Raw genomic sequence first — 16,882 nt, 5'->3', positions numbered from 1 at the left:
GTTGTGTTGCCCCTCTCTCCCCCCCCCCCCCCCCCCCACACCCCCCCCCCCCCCCCCCCCCCCCCCCCCCCCCCCCCCCCCCCCCCCCCCCTGGGCCCGTCCTCGTGGTACGTCGGCGGCTCAGGTCAGGCCCGCGGCCTCGACCTCTTCACGGGTGACCCCGAGCAGGTACAGCACCGCGTCCAGGAACGGCACGTTCACCGCCGTGTGTGCGGCTTCACGGACCACCGGCTTGGCGTTGAAGGCCACGCCCAGACCGGCCGCGTTCAGCATGTCCAGGTCGTTGGCGCCGTCGCCGATGGCCACGGTCTGGGCCAGCGGTACGCCGGCCTCCGCCGCGAAGCGGCGCAGCAGCCGGGCCTTGCCCGCCCGGTCCACGATCTCGCCGGTGACCCGGCCGGTCAGCTTCCCGTCGACGATCTCGAGGGTGTTGGCCGAGGCGAAGTCCAGCCCCAGCCGCTCCTGCAGATCGTCCGTCACCTGGGTGAACCCGCCTGAGACCACGCCGACCTGGTAGCCGAGCTGCTTGAGGGTGCGGATCAGGGTCCGGGCGCCCGGCGTGAGCCGCACCTCGGAGCGGACCTTGTCCACGACGGAGGCGTCCAGCCCGGCCAGCAGCTTCACCCGGGCGTGCAGCGACTGCTCGAAGTCCAGCTCGCCGCGCATGGCCCGCTCGGTCACCTCGGCGACCTCGGCCTCGCAGCCGGCGTGCGCGGCGAACAGCTCGATGACCTCGTCCTGGATCAGGGTCGAGTCCACGTCCATGACGACCAGGCGCTGGGCCCGGCGGTGCAGGCCGGCCGAGACCACGGCCACGTCGACGCCGATGTGCGCGGCGGCGGTGGCCAGGGCCGTGCGCAGCGGCTCGGTCTCGCAGCCGGACACGGCGAACTCCACGGCCGTCACGGGGTACTTGGCGAGCCGGAAGATACGGTCGATGTTGCCGCCGGTCGCGGTGATCCGCGAGGCGATGGCGGCCGTGGACTCGGCGGTCAGCGGGTGCCCGAGCACGGTGACATGGGAACGGCCGCTGCCGCGCGGCCGGTTGTCACCGGTACCGGAGAGGATCTCCGCCTGCAGCTTGAGGGACTCGGCCCAGCTGTGGACGGTGGCCCGCAGCTCGCCCTCGCCGCCGCCGGCGGGCTTGGTGACGAGGGCGCACAGGACGATGCGGCCACGGGTGACGACCTGCTCGATGTCGACGACGTCGACGGAGTAGGCGGCGAGGGTGTCGAACAGCCCGGCGGTGATCCCGGGACGGTCCTTGCCGAAGATCTTGACGAGGAGGGTGGGGACGTCGGAGGTCTGCGAAGCGCTCATGGTGCCCTCACCGTATCTTCCCGCCCTCCGTGCTTGGACCCCCGTCCCACCTGCCGGAACCATTCTCCGGCGGAGTGCTCCCCGCCGCCGCCCGGTGCAGGCGCCCGGGGGACGGCGGCGGGGTGAACGGAGATCGACGGGGAGGTGTCAGGGACCCTCGGGGCGGGCGTCCGGCCGACCGTGTTCGATTTGATACGCCCCGTCCCTTTCCTGATGTCTCAGACAGGGGGCCCGAGCGGTGGTGGGGGAGGAGGGGGCGGGGGCGGGGTGAACGGCGGGCGGTGGGGTGGGGCCGGGCGCCCGGCGGGCCTCCGGGGCAGCCGGGTGATCGTGACGTCCCAGGAGCCGTCGGGCTCGGCGTCCGGGGCGGGATGCGGGGCGGGGTACGGGTTCCGCCCGGGGTACGGGTACGGGTACGGCCGCCCCGGCGGGGGCCGGTACGGGGCCGTCGGCGCATCGGGCGCAGCCCCCGGCGGCACCGGGACCGGCCGCGGCGGCCGCCTGCGCCGGGCCAGCAGAGCCCCCGCACCGCCCGCCGCCGCGCCCCAGGCAGCCCCGAGCAGCAGCGCGTACGGCGCGTCGCCCCGCAGCTGCACCCCGGCGTCCACCGCGTCGACGCCGAGCACCGACAGCGAGGCGTCCACCGACACCCCCGCTAGCCACACCAGCGCCGCCAGCACCACCGCGGTCACGGCCGAGAGCCGCACCGCGCACCCCAGGATCCCGCGCCCCGGAGTCCGTACGGCGGCCAGCACTCCGGCGCAGAGCAGCAGCAGCCCCACCCCCGCGACCAGCAGCCACACCCGCCCGTCGTACTCCGCGAGCCGGGCCACCGTCACCGGCTCGCGCGCCGACACCCCCAGCAGATCGTCCAGCGGATCCGGCAGCAGCCGGCCGAGCGTGCCCGTCGCCTGCCCGTCGACCGGTACGAACAGCCCCAGCAGCATCCCCGTCCAGGCCCCGTTGGGCGCCCCCAGCAGCGCGGCGCCCAGCACCCGCCGCGGATGGTCGTCCCCCAGCGCCGCCCAGACCGCCGCCGCGAGCCCGGCAGCCACCGCCACCAGCAGCGCCACCACCAGCGCCGACACCGCGGGCCGCAGCCGCGCGAACACCGCCGGGCCGCGCCGCGAAGCCAGCAGCGCCACCGCCAGTACGGCCAGCACCCACACCGCGGCGCCCAGCAGCGTCGGCCCGAACTCCACCGAGAACCCCACCCGGGCCTCGGTGTCGATCAGGTCCCCGATGCGGTCCGGGAGCAGCCCGCCGACGTCCCCGATCCCGGGGACCACCACCTTCGGCGGGGTCCTCGGCAGCCGCGGCCCGTCCAGGGTGACCACGTCGTGCCCGGCCCGGGCCAGCCCGCCCGCCGCGGCGACGACCAGCACCGCCACCGAGGCCGCCCGGGCGGCGAGTTCCCCCGGCCCCGCCCCCGTCCGCACCGAGCGCAGGAAGATCCCGGCCAGGACCAGCGCCCCGGCCAGCCCCACCCCGAGCGGCACGACGTCCAGTGAGGTCTGCGCACCCGGACCGGTGACCCCGAGGACCGACACGTCCCCCGACGGGGTCACCGTGCCGCCGATCGCGAGGACCACCACGGCGGCCGTCATCGCCCCGAGCGAGCCTCCCGCGGCGTCGGCGCCCAGCAGGTGGAGCCCCAGCGCGGCGACCCCGGCCATCACGACCAGGGCCCAGCCGGTGGCGGCGATGCCCGACAGGACCACGTCTCCCCAACGAATGCGGCGCATGCGTGCCCCCGATGCGTGCCGAGCCTGTGCGGCGGGTGTGGCGGGTGTGCGTGCCGAGCGGGACAGGACCCGGCCAGGGCGAGAAGTCCCGTATCTCACTCTCCGGGTGACTTTCGACCCCGTCAACGGGCAGGCGTAGACGCCCTGGGAAGGCCCCGATTCCACATGTGGCCCCAGGCCTGAAATAGTTCCCCCGGATGTTCGCCATCCCTAGACTCCCTGACGTCGGACTCCCTGACGTCAGGGGGATTCTCGGGGGACCTAAGTGGGGCTGGAGTGCCGGAACTCGTACTGGAATTGAATGGAAGGACCTGGACGCTCGATTCGTCCAGGTCGTACTCGCTGGGGCGTGACCCCCAGGGAGACGTGGTGATCGACGACGCCCGGGTGTCGTGGCGGCACGCCACCATCGCCTGGAACGGCCGGGGTTGGGGCATCGAGGACCACGGCAGCACCAACGGCACCTACGTGCACGGCGCGAGGGTCCAGCAGACCGAGCTCGTGCCCGGCACGCCGGTCCACCTGGGCAACGCCACCGACGGCCCGCGGCTGAATCTGAGCGCCGCCGCCGCGCCGCAGCAGGCCGTACCGCAGCAGGCGGCCCCGGCCTACCAGGCCCAGGCGCCCGCCTACCAGGCCCCGGCCCAGCAGGCCGCCCCGGCGTACCAGGCCCCTGCCCAGGCGCAGCAGCCGCAGCAGCAGGCTTGGCAGCAGCAGCAGCAGGCCGCCGCCCACCAGCAGCCGCAGCAGCCGCACTTCCCGCAGCAGCAGGGCGGCGGCGCCGGCGTGCCCGCACAGGGCGCCGCTCCCGCGTACGGAGGTGACCGCAGCCCGACGACGTTCCACCAGATCGCCGTCGGCCGCGTCATGCGGATCGGTCGTGCGCTGGAGAACGAGCTGGTCGTCTCGGACCTCCAGGTCTCGCGCCTCCACGCCGAGTTCCGCTCGGCGAACGGCCGCTTCGAGATCCACGACCTCGGCAGCCACAACGGCACCTACGTCAACGGCCAGCCGTTGGCCAAGTCCGGCACCGCGCTGCTCGGCCCGAACGACATCGTCGGCGTCGGCCACTCGACGTTCCGGATCGTCGGCGACCGGCTCGAGGAGTTCGTCGACACCGGTGACGTCTCCTTCTCGGCCCGCCACCTCACGGTGACGGTCGACGGCGGCAAGCAGATCCTCAAGGACGTCACCTTCGGCGTCCCGGAGAAGTCGCTCATCGGCGTCATCGGCCCCTCCGGTTCCGGAAAGTCGACGCTGCTCAAGGCGCTGACCGGCTACCGGCCCGCCAACGAGGGCGACGTCCTCTACGACAACCGCAACCTGTACAAGCAGTTCGCGGAGCTCCGCCAGCGCATCGGCCTGGTCCCGCAGGACGACATCCTGCACAAGGAGCTGAAGGTCAGCACGGCCCTCAAGTACGCGGCCAAGCTCCGCTTCCCCGGCGACACCGCCGAGTCCGAGCGCGCCGCCCGCATCGACGAGGTCCTGCGCGAGCTCAAGCTCGACATCCACAAGGACAAGAAGATCACCGCGCTCTCGGGCGGTCAGCGCAAGCGCGTGTCCGTGGCGCTGGAGCTGCTCACCAAGCCGTCCCTGATCTTCCTGGACGAGCCGACCTCCGGCCTCGACCCGGGCATGGACCGCGACGTCATGCAGCTGCTGCGCGGCCTCGCCGACGACGGCCGCACGGTCCTCGTCGTCACCCACTCCGTGGCCGAGCTGTCGCTGTGCGACAAGCTGCTGGTCATGGCCCCGGGCGGTTCGGTCGCGTACTTCGGCCCGCCGGACGAGGCGCTGAACTTCTTCGGCTACACCACCTGGGCGGACGTCTTCTCGGCCTTCGAGAACTACCGCGACTACGACTGGGCCGGCCGCTGGAAGGGCTCGCAGCACTACCAGCTGTACGCCGCCGACCTCGACTCGGTCGCCCCGCAGCAGGTCGCGATGCCGCCGATGCAGCAGATGATGCCGCCGAAGGCGCAGGGCTGGGGCGACCAGCTGTGGACCCTGATCCGCCGCTACGTCTCGGTGATCGCGTCCGACAAGGGCTTCATGGCCCTCATGCTGATCCTGCCCGCGGTCCTGGGCGTGGTCTCCACGGTCATCCCCGCGACCTTCGGCCTCGCGCCGCCGAAGCCGCCGTCCCGGTTCAACGGCGACGCCGGCACGATCATGCTGATCCTCTGCGTCGGCATGTGCTTCTCGGGCGCCGCGAACTCCGTCCGTGAGCTGATCAAGGAACGGGTCATCTACGAGCGCGAGCGCGCCACCGGCCTGTCCCGGTCGGCGTACCTCATGTCGAAGGTGATCGTCCTCGGCTTCATCACGGCCATCCAGGGCGCGGTCATCTGCGCCATCGGCTTCGCCCCGCGCGACCTGCCCACCGAGGGCCTGCTCATGCCGCCGGCCGTCGAGCTGTGCCTGTCGGTCACCGCGCTCGGCTTCACGTCGATGATGTTCGGCCTGGTGATCTCCGCGCTGGTGAAGACCGCCGAGAAGACCATGCCGCTGCTGGTCATGTTCGCGATCGTCCAGGTCGTGTTCACCGGCATCCTGTTCCAGGTGTACGACTCGCCTGGCCTGGAGCAGTTCGCCTGGCTGATGCCCTCGCGCTGGGCCGTCGCCGCCGCCGGCACCACGCTCGACCTCGGCAAGCTCATGCCGCCGTGGGACCAGGAGAACCCCTCCAACACCGACCCGCTGTGGGAGCACTCGGTCGCCCAGTGGGGCGTGAACATCACGATCCTGCTGCTCATCGGCGTCGCCTGTGGCTTCGCCGTGCAGAAGCTGCTGCGCCGCCACGAGCCCGAGGTCATGCGCAACTAGCCGGCACCGCCGCGCGCACCCTCCCCGCCACGAAACGCCTCAGGGCGGCACCCGGATACCGGGTGCCGCCCTGAGGCGCATGGGGGTTGCTACGCCATGGCCCTTAGTAGGCGCTGTTGACGTTGTCGATCGAGCCGTAACGGTCGGCGGCGTAGTTGGCCGCGGCGACGATGTTGGCGACCGGGTGGTACTGGTCCAGCGGGGTGCCGGGGACGTGGTACGCGAGGAAGGTCGGCTTGATGACCTGGAGCAGGCCCTTCGAGGGGATACCGTTCTGGGCGTTGATGTCCCAGTTGTTGATCGCCCGCGGGTTGCCGCTCGACTCGCGCATGATGTTCTTGTACAGGCCGTTGTACGTGCCCGGAATCTTGTGCGCCTTCATGATCGCCAGCGACTCCTTGATCCAGCCGTCAAGGTTGTTCGCGTAGATCGGCTTGCGGACGGTGGAGCGGCTGGCGGCCGCCTTCGCCTCGCGGTCCTTCTTCGCCTTGGCCGCGGCCTCGGCGTCGGCCTTCGCCTTCGCCTTCGCGGCGGCGGCCTTGGCCTTCACCGCGGCCTCGAGCTTCGCGGCGTCCGTGGCCAGCTTGGACTGCGCGGAGAGGTGCTGCACGGTCTTGGCCTGGACACCCTCGACAGCCTGGGTCCACGCCACGGGGGCGGCGGCCACGGTCGTACCGGCGTCGGCGGTGCCGGCGGGGACGAGGGTGGCGGCCAGGGCGGCGGCGCCGATGGTGGCAACGGCGGCGAAGGACATCTTGTGCGCCTTCGTCAGACGACGAATCTGGCCGGGGGTGCTGGTCTTGGACATGCGTAGCAACCTCTTCGAATAGCGGGAGCCGCAGGAAAGCACCTTCGGATCCGGGATCCGCGGTGCTGTGCGACGGGAGCAATTCTTAGCGGCGGCAAAATCTTGTGGCAAAGGTGTGACGTACGATCCGGCTTAGTGGATCAGGGGGCGCCGACGAGCCCGGAATTCCGGGCCGCACGCTAGGCGCAGCAGTGCTGACAACGTCTTTACACGTCCACTAGGCGCCTTCGTAAGTGACGTGGGTCCTATGTGCGGGCTCACATCGGCCACGTAACAGTCTCACCGAGCGTTGCTCGAGCAATGCATTCCGTAACGGAATTCTCCGACCTGAGGACCACAAACCCCCACAGCCCGTCATCCTCAAGGCAGAGAGGACCCCCGCGACCCCCTCCTCAAGGAGGAGGACACACCGTCCCGGTCCTAGGGCTCGAGCCCGATCCCGCAGGTCAGAGCCGCTAGTACGGTGTGCCCATGACCGGTAGTCCCGTGTTCGGAGGACCCCGCGGGGGCCTCGCCGCCGTGAGCACCGCCCTGCTCGCCATGAGCCGCCGCATGGAGGTCCGCGACGTCCTGCGCACGATCGTCGCCTCGGCCCGCGAGCTGCTCGACGCCGAGTACGCGGCCCTGGGCGTCCCGGACGACCACGGCGGCTTCGCCCAGTTCGTCGTGGACGGCATCACCGAGGACCAGTGGCGACGCATCGGCCCGCTGCCCCGCCAGCACGGCATCCTCGCCGCGATGCTCCACCAGGACGGCCCCGAGCGGCTGGCCGACGTACGCAAGGACCCCCGCTTCGAGGGCTGGCCCACCGCCCACCCCGAGATGTCCGACTTCCTCGGACAGCCCGTCCGCGACGGCGACGAGACCCTCGCCGCCCTCTTCCTCGCGAACAAGCGCAGACCCGGCGGCTTCACCGAACAGGACGAGGAGCTCCTCGCCCTCCTCGCCCAGCACGCGGCGATCGCCCTCACCAACGCCCGGCTCTACGAGCGCAGCCGCGAGCTCACCATCGCCGAGGAGCGCTCCCGCCTCGCCCACGAGCTGCACGACGCCGTGGCCCAGAAGCTCTTCTCGCTCCGCCTGACCGCCCAGGCCGCCGCCGCCCTCGTGGACCGCGACCCGGCCCGCGCCAAGGGCGAGCTCCATCAGGTCGCCGCCCTCGCTGCGGAGGCCGCCGACGAGCTGCGCGCCGCCGTGACCGAGCTGCGTCCGGCCGCCCTCGACGAGGACGGCCTCGTCGCCACCCTCCGCGACCAGGCCCAGGTCCTCGACCGCGCCCACACCGCTCACGTCACCTTCACCTGTGACGGCGTACGGGCCCTCCCGGCGACCCAGGAGGAGGCGCTGCTCCGCGTCGCCCAGGAGGCCCTCCACAACGCCCTGCGGCACTCGGGAGGCGACCGCGTCGAGGTCACCCTCGCCCGCCGGGCCGCGGGAGCCGTCCTGACCGTCACGGACAACGGAAGCGGCTTCTCCCCTTCCTCGATCCGCGCGGCCGGGCGCCACCTCGGCCTCGTCTCCATGCGGGACCGGGCCTGCGGCGTCGGCGGCCGCCTCACCGTGCACTCGGAGCCCGGTACGGGCACCACGATCGAGATGGAGGTACCCGGTGGCTGACACGCCCATCCGCGTCCTGCTCGTGGACGACCACCAGGTGGTCCGCCGCGGCCTGCGCACGTTCCTGGAGGTCCAGGACGACATCGAAGTGGTCGGGGAGGCCGCCGACGGCGAGGAGGGCGTGGCCCGCGCCGAGGAGCTGCGGCCCGACGTGATCCTCATGGACATCAAGATGCCGGGCACCGACGGCATCGAGGCCCTCCGCCGGCTGCGCGCGCTGGCGAACCCGGCGAGGGTGCTGATCGTCACCAGCTTCACCGAGCAGCGGACGGTCGTGCCGGCCCTGCGGGGCGGCGCCGCGGGATACGTCTACAAGGACATCGACCCCGACGCCCTGGCAGGAGCGATCCGCTCGGTCCACGCCGGGCACGTGCTGCTCCAGCCGGAGGTGGCGGAGGCCCTGCTCTCCCAGGAGGAACAGCCCTCGTCGAGCCGGGGCGGCTCCCTGACCGAGCGGGAGAGGGAGGTCCTGTCCCTCATCGCGGACGGCCGCTCCAACCGGGAGATCGCCCGTGCGCTGGTGCTGTCCGAGAAGACGGTCAAGACGCACGTCTCGAACATCCTGATGAAGCTGGACCTCGCGGACCGCACCCAGGCGGCGTTGTGGGCGGTCAGGCACGGGATCACGGACTGAACACGGCCAGAAACGGACCGTCCAGCTCCGATCCGAGATTCATACGGTCGGGTGTATGTAGCCCACATGGCGCATCCCGTTCGTCGGATGACCGTTCTTCATGACGTGCCGCGGCGGCTGGCCGCGGCAGACGTACTGGAGGACCAAGAACGTGAAGAACTTCAAGAAGGCCACTGCCGTCACCATGATCGCGGGCGGCCTCCTTGCCGCGGGCGCCGGCGTCTCCTCGGCACACGGCGGTGCGTCGGCGGCGGGCGAGGCCGCGGGCTCGCCCGGCGTCGTCTCCGGAAACCTGATCCAGGCCCCCGTCCACGTCCCGGTGAACGTGGTCGGCAACACCGTCACGGTGATCGGCCTGCTGAACGCCGCCTTCGGCAACACCGGCGTCAACGCCTGACGCCCCTTCCACCGGCCCCGCTTCCCCCCACCTCTCCCCGGGAAGCGGGGCCGCGGCGCGTTCAGCCCCGCTCGCGCTCCTCCACCGCCGAGTTGTACGCCGCGACCAGCGCCCGCCGGGCCACCCGTTCCACCGGCCGCAGCGCCTCCGCCCTCGCCGCCATCTCCGAGGCGGCCACCGCACCGCCCGGCCCGTGCTCGTACGCCAGCGACACCAGCAGATCCACCCGCTGCGCCAACGCCAGCACCCGCACCGCCCGCGCCGGATACCCCGGCGCCAGCACCTCCCGCCCGGCCTCCGCGCGCGCCCGGTACGCCGACAGCGCGCCCTCCGCCACCGGCCCCGACCCCGCCACGTCCAGCCGGGTCAGCACCACCGTCGCCTCGCGCAGCGCCTCCGCCAGCTCCCGCTCCGCCTCGCCGAGCGACGGCACGTCCGCCGGCGGGGCCTCCCGTACCGGCAGGCAGTGCCAGGTCACCGAGACGTGCACGTCCCCCTCCGGCCCGGCCTCGGCCACCTCCGGCACCAGACCCAGCGCCGCACCCACCGCGACCACCGCCTCCTCGGCATCCAGCGCCCGCGCATTGAACTCCGCCGGCCCGCTCAGCCCCAGCGGATGCCCCGGCGCCGGCAGCGCCACCCGCAGCCCCGTCACCCCCAGCGCCCGCATCCGTCCGAGCGCCAGCGTGAGGCCCACCGGACCCGACTCGCCCGGCAGCCCCTCCACCCGGTGCACGGCGTCCTCGCCCACGATCGACAACACGGCCTCGTCGGGCGAGACCAGTCCGGCCAGCAGTGCGTTCCCCCAGGCGGCCAACCGCCCTGAACGTGGTTCGAAAAGCATCCCCCCACTTTACGGATCACCCCGGATCCGGCCCCGCCGCCCACCTGGCGCCCGGACCCCTCGCCGAGTGGCGTAGGTTTTCCCCTGGGGCTGCGCCTACCGGTGCACAGACGAAACCGAGACTGCAAGGGGAGACAACACGCTCATGAGCGATGTTCTGGAGCTGGTGGACGTATCCGTGGTCCGCGAGGGCCGGGCTCTGGTGGACCAGGTCTCCTGGTCGGTGAAGGAGGGGGAGCGCTGGGTGATCCTCGGCCCCAACGGCGCCGGCAAGACCACGCTGCTGAACCTCGCCTCCAGCTACCTCTTCCCCACCAAGGGCACCGCCACCATCCTCGGCAGCACCCTCGGCAAGCCCGGCAGCGACGTCTTCGAGCTGCGCCCGCGCATCGGCGTCGCCGGCATCGCGCTCGCCGACAAGCTCCCCAAGCGCCAGACCGTCCTGCAGACCGTCCTCACCGCCGCGTACGGCATGACGGCCACCTGGCAGGAGGAGTACGAGGAGATCGACGAGCAGCGCGCCCGCGCCTTCCTCGACCGCCTCGGCATGACGGACTACCTCGACCGCAAGTTCGGCACCCTCTCCGAGGGCGAGCGCAAGCGCACCCTGATCGCCCGCGCCCTCATGACCGACCCCGAGCTGCTCCTCCTCGACGAGCCCGCCGCCGGTCTGGACCTCGGCGGCCGCGAGGACCTCGTACGCCGCCTCGGCCGCCTCGCCCGCGACCCGCTCGCGCCGTCCATGGCGATGGTCACGCACCACGTCGAGGAGATCGCCCCCGGCTTCACCCACGTCCTGATGATCCGCCAGGGCAAGGTCGTCACCGCGGGCCCGATCGAGCTCGAGCTGACCTCCCGCAACCTCTCCCTCTGCTTCGGCCTCCCGCTCGTCGTCGAGCGCAACGACCACGACCGCTGGACCGCCCAGGGCCTCCCGCTGCGCTAGGGGTCGTCAAAGTCCCGTCCGGCCGGAGGGCCCGGCACGCGGGCTCGGGGCGCCTTGCCGATCAGGCCGGGCAGACACCGCCGGTACGGGCACGGTCGCACCCTGTCCCGACCGCGCCCGCCCGACCTACCATGACCATGTGGACATCGACGCGTGGCTGTGGTGGCTCATCGGCGCGGTCGGACTGGGCATCCCGCTCGTCCTGACGGCGATGCCGGAGTTCGGCATGTTCGCCGTCGGCGCGGTCGCGGCCGCCGTCACGGCGGCGTTCGGCGGGGGAGTCGTCGCCCAAGTCCTGGTCTTCGTCATCGTGTCGGTGGCGCTCATCGCCGTCGTCCGCTCGATCGCGAACCACCACCGCGAGCAGCGCCCCCAACACCGCACCGGAATCGACGCGTTGAAGGGCAGAAGCGCGCTCGTCCTCGAACGCGTCGACGGCAGCGGAGGCCGGATCAAACTCGCCGGCGAGATCTGGTCCGCCCGCACCCTCGACGCGGACAGCAGCTTCGAACCGGGCCAGCAGGTGGACGTCGTGGAGATCGACGGGGCCACCGCGATCGTGATGTGAGCTTGTGAGCCAAGGAGCCGACCCACGGCGGCGAGGTCTGCGAGACTCGCCCAACGGGGCAGCACAGACAGCCGGAAGGGCACGGGGAACCGCATGCAACCGATCATCATCGTCCTGATCATTCTGGTGGTTCTGGTCTTCATCGCACTGGTCAAGACGATCCAGGTGATCCCGCAGGCCAGCGCCGCCATCGTCGAACGCTTCGGCCGCTACACGCGCACCCTCAACGCGGGCCTCAACATCGTCGTCCCGTTCATCGACTCGATCCGCAACCGCATCGACCTGCGCGAGCAGGTCGTACCGTTCCCGCCGCAGCCGGTCATCACCCAAGACAACCTCGTCGTCAACATCGACACGGTCATCTACTACCAGGTGACCGACGCCCGCGCCGCGACGTACGAGGTCGCCAGCTACATCCAGGCCATCGAGCAGCTCACCGTCACCACCCTGCGCAACATCATCGGCGGCATGGACCTCGAGCGGACCCTGACCTCCCGCGAGGAGATCAACGCGGCCCTGCGCGGAGTCCTCGACGAGGCCACCGGCAAGTGGGGCATCCGCGTCAACCGCGTCGAGCTCAAGGCGATCGAGCCGCCGACCTCCATCCAGGACTCGATGGAGAAGCAGATGCGCGCCGACCGCGACAAGCGCGCCGCGATCCTCCAGGCCGAAGGTGTCCGGCAGTCCGAGATCCTGCGCGCCGAAGGTGAGAAGCAGTCCTCCATCCTGCGCGCCGAGGGTGAGGCCAAGGCCGCCGCCCTGCGCGCCGAGGGCGAGGCGCAGGCCATCCGTACGGTCTTCGAGTCCATCCACGCCGGCGACGCCGACCAGAAGCTCCTCGCCTACCAGTACCTCCAGATGCTCCCGAAGATCGCCGAAGGCGATGCCAACAAGCTCTGGATCGTGCCCAGCGAGATCGGAGACGCGCTCAAGGGCCTCTCGGGAGCCATGGGCAACTTCGGCCCCATGGGCGGCGGTTCCGGCTTCAACCCGCAGAACGCCGGCAAGTCCGCCGGAGCCGACGGGAACGGCGCCGGCAACGGCGCGAACGGCACGGACCGGCGCGAGCAGCCCCCGATCGACTGACACCCCCGCCCGCTGCGGACCGGCATCCCCTCCTGCATGATCAGTGAGGCCCCTCGACCTTCATGGCGGGGAGGCGACTCACTCATGCAAAGGGGATGGCCCAGTCCATGTCCATGTCCATCTGGGAATCAGTAGCGGTGTTCGCCGCCGGCATCGGCGCCGGCACCATCAACACCATCGTCGGCTCCGGCACGCTCATCACCTTCCCGGTGCTGCTCGCCACCGGGCTCCCGCCGGTCACGGCCAACGTGTCCAACACGCTCGGCCTGGTGCCCGGTTCCATCAGCGGGGCCATCGGCTACCGCAAGGAGCTCCAGGGCCAGCGCGGCCGCATCATCCGGCTCGGCGCCGTCTCCCTCGTCGGGGGACTCGCGGGCGCCGTCCTGCTCCTCACCCTGCCGTCGGAGTCCTTCGACACGATCGTGCCCGTCCTCATCGGACTCGCCCTCGTGCTCGTCATCCTCCAGCCCCGGCTCGCCGCAGCCCTGCGCAAGCGCCAGGAAGCCGCCGGAGGAGACACCGGACACCCCGACGGGGGCCCGGCCCTGCTCACCGGAATGCTGCTCTCCAGCGCGTACGGGGGCTACTTCGGCGCCGCGCAAGGCGTGCTCTACATCGGCCTGATGGGCCTGCTGCTCCACGAGGACCTGCAACGCATCAACGCCGTCAAGAACGTCATCGCCGCCCTGGTGAACGGCATCGCCGCCGTCTTCTTCCTCTTCGTCGCCGAATTCGACTGGACGGCCGTGCTCCTGATCGCCGTCGGCTCCACCCTCGGCGGCCAGATCGGCGCCAAGGTCGGCCGCCGCCTGTCGCCGACCGTGCTCCGCGCGGTCATCGTGACGGTCGGCGTCATCGCGATCGTCCAGCTGCTGCTGCGCTGAGCGACGTAGCGGAACTACGTCGCCCGGCGCACCGGCGACCATGCGACCGGACCAGCCGGACCGGCCGTACTAGGCGGTTCGCTCCAGCCAGTCGGGCAGCGCATCGCGGCCCCCCACCCCCAGGGCCAGCAGCATGGCGTCCGCCGGAGACGGCACGAAGGGCTTCCGGAGGAGCGGCATCCCCGCCTCCTCCGGAGTCCGAGCCGCCTTGCGGTGATTGTCCTCGGCACAGGAGGCCACCGTGTTCAACCACGTGTCCCCACCGCCCTGGGCGCGGGGCAGCACGTGGTCCACGGTCGTCGCGCGCTTCCCGCAGTACGCGCACCGGTGCTGGTCCCGGACCAGCACCCCCCGCCGTGACCAGGGGGCATGTCTTCGGAACGGCACCCGTACGTACCGGCACAACCTGATCACCCGGGGCAGCGGAAGATCCATGGAGGCACCGCGCACACGGAGTTCCGGATGCGACTGCTCGACGACGGCCTTGTCCTGGAGCACCAGGACCACAGCCCGGTTCAGCGTCACCGTCGACAGCGGCTCGAAGCTCGCATTCAGCACCAGCGTGTCCCGCATCTCGCCCACCTCCCGTGTGCAGGCCCGCAACCACACCGGCGGCAGGGCCCGCAACCACTCTGGCCGCGCGCGCCACGCGGGACAACGCAATAAAAATGCCCGGTCCTGGTCGTCTTTAGACCAGGACCGGGCAAACGCACGGCGAACGATCAGCTCGCAGGACCCTCGTACTCACCGATCAGCTGCGCCCGGCCCAACGAGTGGAAGCGCAGGTTGAATCCGACCACGGCCGGCGAGACGTCCGCACCGGGGCCCAGCTTCTCCTGGTCCACCGCATAGACGGTGAACACGTACCGGTGCCGCTCCCCGGCCGGCGGAGCAGCCCCGCCGAAGTCCCTCGTGCCGTAGTCGTTCCGTACGTGCACGGCGCCGGCGGGCAGCCCCTCGAACTTCCCGCTCCCCGCCCCGGCCGGCAGCTCGGTGACCGAGGCCGGCAGATCGAAGAGCACCCAGTGCCAGAACCCGCTGCCCGTCGGGGCGTCCGGGTCGAAGCACGTCACCGCGAAACTCTTCGTCCCCTCCGGGAACCCCTCCCACCGCAGATGCGGCGAGACGTTCCCGCCCTTCAGCACCTGGGCGTCACCCAGCTCCCCACCGGGCTCGAGGTCCGCGCTCTCCACGGAGAACGCGTGCACCTGGGGGTGGAAGTCGTGCGGAAGGGGCGCCCTGTTCTGCTCGGCCACTGCTGAACCTCCTGATCGCGAACCAGTACCGAACCAGTACCGGGCCCGAGCCTAGAACCAGTTGCGCTGCGAACCCACGGACGCGATCCACTGGTTGAGGTAAGCCGCCCAGTCGGTCTCCTGGTACGACTGCAGACCCACCTGGAAGCAGCGGTAGGTGTCACTGCCCTCGGAGAACAGCCCGGACTTCTTGTCCATCTCCAGGACGACGTCCATCTCACGGCCGTCCGAGACGAAGGTCAGCTCGACCTGGTTCAGCCCGCGGTACTGCGCCGGCGGCAGGAACTCGATCTCCTGGTAGAACGGCAGCGTCTGGCGGGTCCCACGGATGTGCCCGCGCTCCATGTCCGCACTGCGGAAGCCGAAGCCGAGCTGACGGAAGGCATCCAGGATCGCCTGCTGCGCCGGCACCGGGTGCACGTTGATCGGGTCGAGGTCGCCGGCGTCCACCGCACGCGCGATCTCCAGCTCGGTGCTGACCCCGATGTTCATCCCGTGCAGGTGCTGACCCCCGAAGTGGGTGATCGGCGTCTCCCACGGGATCTCCAGCCCGAACGGCACCACGTGCAGGGCGCCCGGCTGCACCTGGAAGGCACCGCCGAGGCGCTGCTTGGTGAAGACGATGTCCTGCTTGTACTCCTGGTCGTTCCCCTCCACCTCGACCCGCGCCTGCAGGCCGACGGACAGGCCCTCGATCTGCTGCTCCACGGAACCGCCCTGGATGCGGACCTCGCCCTGGACGATCCCGCCCGGCACCACGTTCGGCTCGGTGATGACCGTGTCCACCGAAGCACCGCCGGCACCCAGTGCCGCGAACAGCTTCTTGAACCCCATGCTCTGACTCCCCTTGAAGGCTCGTGCGACTACCGCTTACGAGTACACACTGACAAACGCGGAACCTTAGGCCCCGGTTGCAGGTGCGCGCGTTCCACTACGCTCGACCGGATGAGCGCGCGCCCCGACCGTACGCCCCTGGCCCGGTCCTTCTTCGACCGGCCGGTCCTCACGGTGGCCCCGGACCTCCTCGGCCGGATCCTGGTCCGCCGTACACCCGAGGGGCCCATGGAACTCCGCATCACGGAGGTGGAGGCGTACGAGGGGGAGGCCGACCCGGGCTCCCACGCCTACCGGGGCCGGACGCAGCGCAACGCATCGATGTTCGGTCCGCCCGGACACGCGTACGTCTACTTCATCTACGGCATGTGGTTCAGCCTCAACCTGGTGTGCGGCCCGCCGGGCCACGCGAGCGGGGTCCTGCTGCGGGCGGGCGAGATCACCGTGGGCGCGGACCTGGCCCGCAAACGTCGACTTTCCGCCAGAAGTGACAAGGAACTGGCCAAAGGCCCGGCCCGCCTGGCCACGGCCCTGGCGGTGGACCGCTCCCTGGACGGCGCCGACCTCTGTGACGGCCCGGAATCCCCCCTGGCCCTCCTGACGGGGACCGCCACCTCACCCGACCTGGTGAGCAACGGCCCCCGCACGGGAGTCGGCGGCGCCGGCGCGGGCCACCCCTACCGCTACTGGATCACGCACGACCCGACGGTGAGCCCGTATCGCGCCCACGCGCCACGCCGCCGCTCAACTTGACTCGCCCTTGGCGGACGCCTAACGTAGCCCGAGCCGCTTGAACGGGGCACTGCTGTCAGCAGACCCCCGGAGCGGCCAACCCACTACCTACGACGTACCCCTGGCGGGGTCGATTTCGGCATGCCCGAATTCGAATCCGGTGGCTCGATTATGAGTCGCAACGGATAAGCGCTAAAGTGGTGGAACGCCGAAAGGCAAAGGCCCCCAACGGCCACCGGAATTCAAATCCAAGTCGGAAACGACAGCGGAAATGATCTGGTAGAGTTGGAAACGAAGAACGAAGCCCGGAGGAAAGCCCGAGAGGGTGAGTACAAAGGAAGCGTCCGTTCCTTGAGAACTCAACAGCGTGCCAAAAATCAAC

At 71.1% G+C, this 16,882-nt stretch carries 17 protein-coding genes; 9 read left to right on the top strand and 8 right to left on the bottom strand.

From position 1 onward, the window contains the following. Positions 1-120: 120 nt before the first annotated feature. The gene (gene serB, locus ACZ49B_RS30045) at positions 121-1,320 is read right to left on the bottom strand and encodes a phosphoserine phosphatase SerB (protein WP_468311830.1); all 1,200 of its coding nucleotides are present in this window, start codon (positions 1,318-1,320) and stop codon (positions 121-123) included. Between the two features lie 218 nt (positions 1,321-1,538). Further along, positions 1,539-3,065: a streptophobe family protein gene (locus ACZ49B_RS30040; protein WP_468311828.1), complete on the bottom strand. Its 1,527-nt coding sequence runs from the start codon at positions 3,063-3,065 to the stop codon at positions 1,539-1,541. Positions 3,066-3,341: 276 nt separating this feature from the next. Between ACZ49B_RS30040 and ACZ49B_RS30035 the strand changes: the two genes are divergently transcribed. Then, complete coding sequence (locus ACZ49B_RS30035) at positions 3,342-5,894, top strand: ABC transporter ATP-binding protein/permease (RefSeq protein ID WP_468311826.1); 2,553 nt, start codon at positions 3,342-3,344, stop codon at positions 5,892-5,894. Between the two features lie 103 nt (positions 5,895-5,997). Here ACZ49B_RS30035 and ACZ49B_RS30030 read toward each other — a convergent pair whose 3' ends face one another. After that, the gene (locus ACZ49B_RS30030) at positions 5,998-6,702 is read right to left on the bottom strand and encodes a transglycosylase SLT domain-containing protein (protein ID WP_468311824.1); all 705 of its coding nucleotides are present in this window, start codon (positions 6,700-6,702) and stop codon (positions 5,998-6,000) included. Positions 6,703-7,188: 486 nt separating this feature from the next. Here ACZ49B_RS30030 and ACZ49B_RS30025 point away from each other — a divergent pair, with 486 nt between their 5' ends. From ACZ49B_RS30025 to ACZ49B_RS30015, 3 genes are all read left to right on the top strand, one after another. Beyond that, positions 7,189-8,319 (top strand): GAF domain-containing sensor histidine kinase, encoded by a 1,131-nt coding sequence (locus ACZ49B_RS30025; protein WP_468311936.1) that lies wholly within the window; start codon positions 7,189-7,191, stop codon positions 8,317-8,319. Continuing rightward, positions 8,312-8,953: a response regulator gene (locus ACZ49B_RS30020; RefSeq protein ID WP_399244577.1), complete on the top strand. Its 642-nt coding sequence runs from the start codon at positions 8,312-8,314 to the stop codon at positions 8,951-8,953. The genes ACZ49B_RS30025 and ACZ49B_RS30020 overlap by 8 nt, the downstream gene beginning before the upstream one ends. A gap of 151 nt (positions 8,954-9,104) precedes the next feature. Beyond that, positions 9,105-9,350, top strand: coding sequence for a chaplin (locus ACZ49B_RS30015; RefSeq protein ID WP_468311934.1), 246 nt, complete (start codon positions 9,105-9,107; stop codon positions 9,348-9,350). 61 nt (positions 9,351-9,411) lie between these two features. Here ACZ49B_RS30015 and ACZ49B_RS30010 read toward each other — a convergent pair whose 3' ends face one another. After that, positions 9,412-10,194, bottom strand: coding sequence for a hypothetical protein (locus ACZ49B_RS30010; protein WP_468311822.1), 783 nt, complete (start codon positions 10,192-10,194; stop codon positions 9,412-9,414). A gap of 145 nt (positions 10,195-10,339) precedes the next feature. Here ACZ49B_RS30010 and ACZ49B_RS30005 point away from each other — a divergent pair, with 145 nt between their 5' ends. From ACZ49B_RS30005 to ACZ49B_RS29990, 4 genes are all read left to right on the top strand, one after another. Further along, a complete protein-coding gene (locus ACZ49B_RS30005) occupies positions 10,340-11,140 on the top strand; it encodes an ABC transporter ATP-binding protein (RefSeq protein ID WP_468311820.1) in 801 nt (266 codons plus the stop codon). Between the two features lie 139 nt (positions 11,141-11,279). Then, positions 11,280-11,708: an NfeD family protein gene (locus ACZ49B_RS30000; protein ID WP_468311818.1), complete on the top strand. Its 429-nt coding sequence runs from the start codon at positions 11,280-11,282 to the stop codon at positions 11,706-11,708. A 93-nt stretch (positions 11,709-11,801) separates the two neighbouring features. Next, positions 11,802-12,794 (top strand): SPFH domain-containing protein, encoded by a 993-nt coding sequence (locus ACZ49B_RS29995; RefSeq protein ID WP_468311817.1) that lies wholly within the window; start codon positions 11,802-11,804, stop codon positions 12,792-12,794. Positions 12,795-12,901: 107 nt separating this feature from the next. Then, a complete protein-coding gene (locus tag ACZ49B_RS29990) occupies positions 12,902-13,678 on the top strand; it encodes a sulfite exporter TauE/SafE family protein (protein WP_468311816.1) in 777 nt (258 codons plus the stop codon). A 69-nt stretch (positions 13,679-13,747) separates the two neighbouring features. Here ACZ49B_RS29990 and ACZ49B_RS29985 read toward each other — a convergent pair whose 3' ends face one another. The 3 genes from ACZ49B_RS29985 to ACZ49B_RS29975 all read right to left on the bottom strand — a co-directional run bounded on the left by ACZ49B_RS29985 (position 13,748) and on the right by ACZ49B_RS29975 (position 15,768). Next, the gene (locus ACZ49B_RS29985; RefSeq protein WP_030300613.1) at positions 13,748-14,251 is read right to left on the bottom strand and encodes an HNH endonuclease; all 504 of its coding nucleotides are present in this window, start codon (positions 14,249-14,251) and stop codon (positions 13,748-13,750) included. A gap of 149 nt (positions 14,252-14,400) precedes the next feature. Beyond that, the gene (locus ACZ49B_RS29980) at positions 14,401-14,934 is read right to left on the bottom strand and encodes a YbhB/YbcL family Raf kinase inhibitor-like protein (protein WP_468311814.1); all 534 of its coding nucleotides are present in this window, start codon (positions 14,932-14,934) and stop codon (positions 14,401-14,403) included. Positions 14,935-14,985: 51 nt separating this feature from the next. Then, on the bottom strand, positions 14,986-15,768 hold the full coding sequence (locus ACZ49B_RS29975) for a sporulation protein (protein WP_468311812.1): 783 nt from the start codon (positions 15,766-15,768) through the stop codon (positions 14,986-14,988). A gap of 111 nt (positions 15,769-15,879) precedes the next feature. On the opposite strand from ACZ49B_RS29975, the gene ACZ49B_RS29970 reads away from it, so the two are divergent. Next, positions 15,880-16,521, top strand: a complete 642-nt coding sequence (locus ACZ49B_RS29970; RefSeq protein WP_468311811.1) for a DNA-3-methyladenine glycosylase — start codon at positions 15,880-15,882, stop codon at positions 16,519-16,521. 171 nt (positions 16,522-16,692) lie between these two features. On the opposite strand, the gene ACZ49B_RS29965 is transcribed toward ACZ49B_RS29970, so the two are convergent. Continuing rightward, on the bottom strand, positions 16,693-16,882 hold a 190-nt coding region (locus ACZ49B_RS29965; protein ID WP_468311810.1), incomplete at its 5' end, for a hypothetical protein.

The sequence above is a fragment of the Streptomyces sp. NPDC031132 genome, assembly GCF_055570595.1.
Note: the sequence above shows the minus strand (reverse complement) of the source record. Positions and strands in the feature narration are given on the sequence as shown.